This window comes from uncultured Thiodictyon sp., from assembly GCF_903828115.1.
Taxonomy (GTDB): domain Bacteria; phylum Pseudomonadota; class Gammaproteobacteria; order Chromatiales; family Chromatiaceae; genus Thiodictyon.
Genome location: NZ_CAIKKU010000817.1, coordinates 1 through 6755, shown reverse-complemented (window position 1 = coordinate 6755; position 6755 = coordinate 1). Strand labels below are relative to the sequence as shown.

Here is a 6755-nt window from a genome sequence, read left to right as displayed (position 1 = left end):
TGAAGACGTGTGGTGTTCGCAAAGTGTTCGTGGCATAGGAAAGGGACACGGCATGTAGCCTTGGGAGCAGTCCAGATGTAGGATTTGCCCGATGCATCAGTAAGTGCGAATATTAGCAGAACTTGATGCGATTGCCCTGGGCCCTCGAAGAACGCCACGCAACCCGCGTCTCGCGCAACTGACCCCCGCCGATCGATCGCCGCCAGTGCGGCCTCAGGCCGCCCCCGCAGGTATGTTAAATCAGAATCGATCCGATATTTATCTGAAATGATCATGCGACTTTCGGATTTCGATCCGCCAAGCTGATACGAGACCTACGCTTGTTTCGCTGCCTGAGCAGACATCTGCTATAGCCTTCAAACCTGACATCCGGACAGGCCTCTGGTGTAGGGGCGGGTTTGAAACCCGCCCCTACGTCCGGCTATCACGTCCGAGGTCTATATTACGCCATCCGGGTCACGTGCGCCGATGGCCGCGATGCTGATGGACGTGATCGCATTGCGGCCTTGCGTCAGCCAGCCCGGTGACGCTCGCGCGTCCAAGAATGGAGTATCCAAATCATGCCCACTGTTTTTCAAGAGCATCCGCTGCGCCACGCCGTCACGGCCGAGCTTCATGCCCGTACCTTTGAGCCGCTGCACGCCCCGGAACGGGTTTCGTATCTCGCCGTGGTGTGCGGCGAGCAGGGAACCGACCGCCAGGTGGAGCATCTCAAGCGGCTGCTGGCGTACTATGATCGGCCGCTCCCCGAGACGATCGGTCACCACTACTCGCTCGACCTGGGACCGCTGCGCGTGCGCTGGGAGCGTCACACCGAGTTCGTCACCTACACCTTCAGCAAACAGGGCCCCTACGCGCACCCCTTCGCCGAACCCGTGCTGCATGAACTCCCCGCGGAGTGGCTGCGCGAGTTGCCCGGCGAGGTGATCGTCGCGGTCGCGATGGCCATCGATGCCTGTGCGATGCCGGAGCGCGGCAACGGCGAACTGGCCGCGCTGTTCGACGGCTATCCGGTCATCGGCTCCGAGGCGGTCGGCGGGTTGGCACGCATCTGGTCGGATTTGCGCATCAATGCCGACGGCTTCGTGCGCATCCTGGTGCGCGACTGCAGCCTGTCGCAGAATCAGGCCGGGCGACTCGCCAAACGGATCCTGGAGATCAACTGCTACCGGGCCCTGGCCGTGATCGGGTTTCCGCTGGCGCGCGAGGTAGCCCCCACCTTGAGCGATGCCGATCATCGACTGGCGATGTTGGCCGCACGGATGTCTACCCAAGGGACCTCGGGGGACCCCGGCTTCGAGAGCGACCTGCTGGCCGAACTGACCTATCTCGCCGCCGAGATCGAGGAGGTTTCGGCGCGCACCACCTATCGCTTCGACGCCTCGCGTGCCTACTACGGGATGGTCCGGCAGCGACTCGAACAACTGCGCCAGCAACGTATCGAGGGCCTGCAGACCTTTACCGAGTTTCTCGACGCCCGCCTGGCGCCGGCGATCGCCACCTGCGCGTCGACCCAGCAGCGCCAGACCGACCTGGCCGAGCGCGCGGCGAGGCTGACCAGTCTCCTGCGGGCCCGCGTGGACGTCTCCCTGCAAGAGCAGAATCGGCGGCTGCTCGAATCCATGGATCGGCGCGCGCATCTCCAACTGCGTCTCCAGGAAACGGTCGAGGGTCTGTCGGTGATTGCGATCGGCTATTACGGGGTCGGGCTCATCGGTTACGCGCTCAAGGGTCTGGAGCATGGCGGCGTCCCCATCGATGCGACGCTCGGCATGGGCATCGCCGTACCCTTGGTCGTCGGCCTGGCCTGGCTCGGACTGCGCTGGGTCAAGAAGGGGTTTGCTCATGAAGAACAGGCGCGGCCTAAGGCTTCAGAAAGCCCCGATTCGCCTCGCTCTTGAGGAGTTCGGCGAGGCGCTTGCACAGCTTGGGCCGGCGCCAGAACAGTTGCAAGCTGCGCTTGCGCGAGTCCTTGGCGAGCGTGGAGGGGTCGAAATAGGCCTTGGCGTTGCTGACCGTGAGCACGAAGGGGGGCTTGCCCTCCCCCGCCAGCAGGGCGCTCATGATCAGGGCGCCGGTGCGGTGATTGCCCTCGATGAAGAGCTGTGGCTGGCTCATCACCTGGATGTAGGCGCGCGCCGCCCGGCGCCAGACGGGCTCGTCGCGGTGAGCGGCCAGGGTATCCATCAGTTCCGCGACCCCGCCGGGGCCGGACCTGTCATAGAAGCGCGCCGCGGTCTCCGCCATGTGTTTGGCAGCGTCTTGGATGTCCGCCTCGTCCGTCCCACACAGCACCAGGTGATTGAGTTGCAGCAGGTCGGTGGAGTTGCCCAGGGTGAGCGGGTGGCGACCGTCCGCCAGCAAGGTGTCGAGATAAGCGTAGCCGGCCAGCAGGTTGGCGATGACCCGGTCGCTCAGCGGGTCGCGGGGCGTCTCCAGGGTCGCGTTGATCCGCTCGAAATCGCGCTGCACCGCCCGTAGCGCCCGCTCGATGACGGCGAGGTCGAACCGCATCTCCTTCTTCGCATTAGGCTTGGGCGAGGTCTTGGCCGGACCCGGGCGTCGCTGCGTGAGGCGCGAGCGCCCCGGGCTCGCATCCCCGATCGGACCAAGACTGTCGTCCATCCCGGTCGTCCCGCGCGGCCGCACCGATCCCTAGCGAACCGCGGCGAGCGCGGCCCTGGCCTTGGCGACGATGGCCGGCGGCAGTGGCACATAGCCCAAGGCGGCGGCAAAGGACTGGCCCTCCTCGAGCCCCCAGTCCAGGGCCTCTTTGAGCGCCTGGGCCTTGGCCGGGTCGGCGTAGTGGGCGTCGAGCAGGATCCAGGTGTACCCGACGATGGGATAGGAGCCGGTACCGTCCGGGTCCGGCACGAACAGCCGCAGGTCCGCGGGGACCTGGTCGCCGACCGAGGCCAGGGCCAACTGGGCGTCCTGTGGATTGGGGGTTACCATGGTCCCGGCCTTGTTCTGCAGGGTGGCGACCGGCAACCCCAGGCGGGCGGCGAACTCATACCCCATGTAGCCGATGGCCCCCGTGGTGATCTTCACCCGCTGGGCGACCCCTTCGTTGCCGACGGCGGTCATGGCGCCGGGCCAGTCCACCAACTTGCCCACCCCGGGCCCCTGGGTGGCCCACCAGGGGTCGGCGGCGCCCAAGTGGTTGGTCATGATGAAGGTGGTTCCGCTGGAGTCGCGCCGGACCACCGGCACGATGGCGGTTGCCGGCAGTTCGACCCCTGGGTTGGTGGCGCCGATCCGCGGGTCATTCCAGGTGCGGATGCGCCCGGCGAAGATGTCCAGATAGACATCGCGCGCGAGGGCGAGTCCGCCCGTGATCCCTGGGACGTTATAGGCCAGGACCACCATCCCGGCCGTCATCGGGATCGTCACCGCCCCGCGCTGCGGATTGACCTGCGCCAACTCCTTGTCGTTCAGGGCAGCATCGGTCGCCCCGAAATCGACCGTACCGGCGAGGAAACGCTTGACCCCCTCGCCGCTGCCGACCGCGTCATAGGTGAAGGCGACCCCTGGGGCGGTCCGCCGATAGGTCTCGATCCATTTGGTCAGCAATGGTGCGATAAAGGTCGATCCCGCCCCGGTGAGCACCAGGCCTTGGTCCGGCGCAACGGCACCGCCCGGCTGGGCGGCCCCCTGCGGTGTCTGCTCGCCACAGGCGCAGAGCAGGGTCGCCAGCACCAGCGTCACCGTGATGCCCGTCAATTGTTCGATGGTCTTCATGTCGGCTCCCAGGCTCCGGACCGGATCAACTGAACTCACCGGAGATGTATTCCTTGGTGAGCTGCTCCCTGGGGCTCTGGAAGACCTGCCCGGTGGGGCCCATCTCGACCAGATAGCCGGTGCGCCCGCCCTTGGAGATGTCCACCGAGAAGAAGGCGGTGGTGTCGGCGACCCGGGTCGCCTGCTGCATGTTGTGGGTCACGAGCGCCAGGGTATAGCGCTCCTTGAGCTCCAGCATCAATTCCTCCACCTGACGGGTGGCGATGGGGTCGAGCGCCGAACAGGGCTCGTCCATCAGGAGCACGTCGGGTTCGGTGGCGATGGCGCGCGCGATGCACAGGCGCTGCTGCTGGCCGCCGGAGAGCGAGAGCCCGCTGTTCTTGAGCTTGTCCTTGACCTCCTTCCACAGGGCGGCCCGCTCCAGGGCCTTCTGCACGCGCTCGTCCATATCACCCTTGTAGCGGTTGAGCCGCAGGCCGAAGGCGACATTGTCATAGACGCTCATCGAGAAGGGGTTGGGCTGCTGGAAGACCATGCCGATATAGCGGCGCACCAGCACCGGGTCTACCTTCTTCGCATAGACGTCCTGGCCGTGGTACATCACGCTGCCCTCGAAGCGGAAGACCGAGATCAGGTCGTTCATCCGGTTGAGACTGCGCAGCACCGTCGACTTGCCGCAGCCCGAAGGGCCGATGAAGCCGGTGATCTTTTTCTTCTCGATCGGCACCACGCTGTCACGCACCGCGAGGAAGTCCCCGTAGAAGATCTTGGCCACATTGCACTCGATGACGACCTCGCCCGCGACCTGGTAGGGCTCGGCAATGAACATCGTCTCTGCTGCTGCGTTCATGGATCAATTACCTTGCGAACTTCAATTGAAATCAGACCTTGGGCTGGCCGATCAGACGCGCCAGGATGTTGAATCCCAGCACCATCAGCACCAGCACCAGCGACGCCGTCCAGGCGAGTTCGATCTGATTCGGGAACGGCATCCCCGAGAAGTTGTAGATGAGGATCGACAGCGACGCGGTCGGCTCCGACAACTGCGAGATGAAATAATTGCTGAAGAGCGCCGTGAACAGCAGCGGTGCGGATTCCCCCGCGGCCCCGGCCACCGCCAGCAGCACGCCGGTCAGGATGCCCGGCAGCCCGGTGGGCAGCACCACCTTCCAGATCACCTGGGTGCGCGTGCAGCCCATGCCGTAGGCGGCGTCCTTCATGCGCTGGGGCACCTGGGCCATGGCCTCCTCGGCGGCCAGGACCACGGTGCGCAGCATCAATACGGAGAGTGCGATGCCGCCCGCCCAGGCGGAGTAGCCCCAGTGGATGACCAACACCGCGTAGACGAAGACGCCGGCCATGATGGACGGGACCCCGGTCAGTACCTTGGCCAGGAAGCGCGAGGTATTGGCGGTCCAACTGCGCGGCTCCAGCACGCCATTGTAGATGGCCGCCAGGATGCCGATGGGGATGCTGATGAGCGAGGCGACGCCCACCATCGCCAGGGTCCCGACGATCGCGGGTCCGATGCCGCCGCCCTGCTCGAAACCGGCGGGCGGCAGTCCGGTCAGGACCTCCACGAACCCGGACCCGAACAGCCGCGCCCCGCCCTGCACCATCAGCATGTAGATGACCGAGATCAGCGGCACGGCGGCGAGCACCGCGGCAAGCCAGGTGAGTCCGGTAAGGACGCCGCTCTTGAGTGCCCGCGCCTCCAGGCCCTGCCGACTCAATTGCGGGAGCGGGCGCTCGGCGGTGTCCGCCGATAGGTCGATGGTGCTCATCACTTGCCCTCGAACTTGCGGATGGTGTATTGCTGGACCAACTGACCCAGCACATTGACCAGGAAGGTGATGGCCAGCAGGACCAGGGCGGCATACATCAGGGCCTGCACCTCGAGCTGTCCGGCCTCCGGGAAGGTCGAGGCGAGGAGCGACGCCAGCGTATTGGCCGGCGAGAAGAGCGACAGGCTGATCTGATTGGCGTTGCCGATCAGCATGGCGAGCGCCATGGTCTCACCCAGGGCGCGGCCGAAGCCCAGGACCAGGGCCGCCAGGATGCCGGACGAGGCGGTCGGCACCATGACCTTGAGGATTGCCTCCCAGCGGGTGGTCCCCATGCCGTAGGCGGCCTCCTTGACCTTGTAGGGGATGCGGTGGAAGGCGTCCACCGTGATCGCGGCGACCGTCGGCAGGATCATGATCGCCAGCACCAGGGCGGCCGGGGCCATACCGGGGCCGGCCAGGTCGGTGCTGAAGAGCGGGAACCAGCCGAACTGGTCGTGCAGCCACTCGGCACCGGGCTTGAGCAGCGGGATCAGGATATAGATGCCCCAGAGCCCGAAGACCACCGAGGGGATGGCGGCCAGCATCTCGATCACGGTGCGAAAGACCAGGGAGAGGCGGTGATGGATGAAGTCCTGGGTCAGGAAGATGGCGATGGCGATGCCGAAGAGCCCGCCCAGGGCCAGGGCCAGCAGGGAGGAGTAGAGGGTGCCCCAGATCTCGGGCAGCACCCCGAAGGCGCCCTTGTTGACGTTCCACTCGGTGCCGGTGATGAAGTCGAGCCCATAGGCGTAGACGGCGGGGGCCGCCTGGCGCCCGACCTCCCACAGGATGAAGGCCGTCAGGGCAATGACCATAAAGGCGCTGGCCCAGGAGATACCGCGGAAGATGCGGTCGTTGGCGTATTCCAGCGCGCTGGGCGGACCCGAGATCGGGCTTACGGAGTCCCCGAAATTAAACAAGCTCATTAGAGAATGCCTTTATCGCCATGGTCGTTGTCATGGTCGTTGTCGTCGATATCGTAATCGAGGTTATCGTGGCCCCCCGGATTCTCTCGTACCCCGAGTCGAATCGCTTTTCCGATTACGATGTAGCCGTTCAGAGACCCGGCATTGGAGCCGGCAGCGGAGCGGCCGCGCGACCGGCGCGGCGCTCAGCGATCACGCCGGCCAGATAGGGCCACGGCACCTGGCCGCGCTGGCGACAGGTTTCAATCACGCTGGCGAGCAG

At 65.6% G+C, this 6755-nt stretch carries 6 protein-coding genes; 1 reads left to right on the top strand and 5 read right to left on the bottom strand.

The genetic code is table 11. The annotated features are described in order from the left end of the window. Positions 1-560 precede the first annotated feature (560 nt). Positions 561-1901, top strand: a complete 1341-nt coding sequence (locus QZY48_RS30210; protein ID WP_295437596.1) for a DUF3422 family protein — start codon at positions 561-563, stop codon at positions 1899-1901. Here the strand turns inward: QZY48_RS30210 and QZY48_RS30205 are convergent. Genes QZY48_RS30205 through pstC form a run of 5 tightly spaced genes read right to left on the bottom strand, consistent with a single transcriptional unit; the run spans position 1864 to position 6493 of the window. Next, complete coding sequence (locus tag QZY48_RS30205; protein WP_295437595.1) at positions 1864-2625, bottom strand: hypothetical protein; 762 nt, start codon at positions 2623-2625, stop codon at positions 1864-1866. The genes QZY48_RS30210 and QZY48_RS30205 overlap by 38 nt on opposite strands. 30 nt (positions 2626-2655) lie before the next feature. Continuing rightward, positions 2656-3741: a phosphate ABC transporter substrate-binding protein PstS gene (gene pstS / locus QZY48_RS30200; protein ID WP_295437594.1), complete on the bottom strand. Its 1086-nt coding sequence runs from the start codon at positions 3739-3741 to the stop codon at positions 2656-2658. Between the two features lie 25 nt (positions 3742-3766). Then, entirely contained in the window at positions 3767-4591 is an 825-nt protein-coding gene (pstB, locus tag QZY48_RS30195; protein ID WP_295437593.1) for a phosphate ABC transporter ATP-binding protein PstB, read from the bottom strand. A gap of 31 nt (positions 4592-4622) precedes the next feature. Further along, complete coding sequence (gene pstA, locus QZY48_RS30190) at positions 4623-5525, bottom strand: phosphate ABC transporter permease PstA (RefSeq protein ID WP_295437591.1); 903 nt, start codon at positions 5523-5525, stop codon at positions 4623-4625. Beyond that, positions 5525-6493, bottom strand: a complete 969-nt coding sequence (gene pstC, locus QZY48_RS30185; protein ID WP_295437589.1) for a phosphate ABC transporter permease subunit PstC — start codon at positions 6491-6493, stop codon at positions 5525-5527. The genes pstA and pstC overlap by 1 nt, the downstream gene beginning before the upstream one ends. Positions 6494-6755 lie beyond the last annotated feature (262 nt).

Excerpts from the sequence above, each read along its gene's own strand:
- pstA (WP_295437591.1), bottom strand. The coding sequence starts at position 5,525 with ATGAGCACCATCGACCTATCGGCGGACACCGCCGAGCGCCCGCTCCCG.
- pstS (WP_295437594.1), bottom strand. The coding sequence starts at position 3,741 with ATGAAGACCATCGAACAATTGACGGGCATCACGGTGACGCTGGTGCTG.
- pstB (WP_295437593.1), bottom strand. The coding sequence starts at position 4,591 with ATGAACGCAGCAGCAGAGACGATGTTCATTGCCGAGCCCTACCAGGTC.
- QZY48_RS30205 (WP_295437595.1), bottom strand. The coding sequence starts at position 2,625 with ATGGACGACAGTCTTGGTCCGATCGGGGATGCGAGCCCGGGGCGCTCG.
- pstC (WP_295437589.1), bottom strand. The coding sequence starts at position 6,493 with ATGAGCTTGTTTAATTTCGGGGACTCCGTAAGCCCGATCTCGGGTCCG.
- QZY48_RS30210 (WP_295437596.1), top strand. The coding sequence starts at position 561 with ATGCCCACTGTTTTTCAAGAGCATCCGCTGCGCCACGCCGTCACGGCC.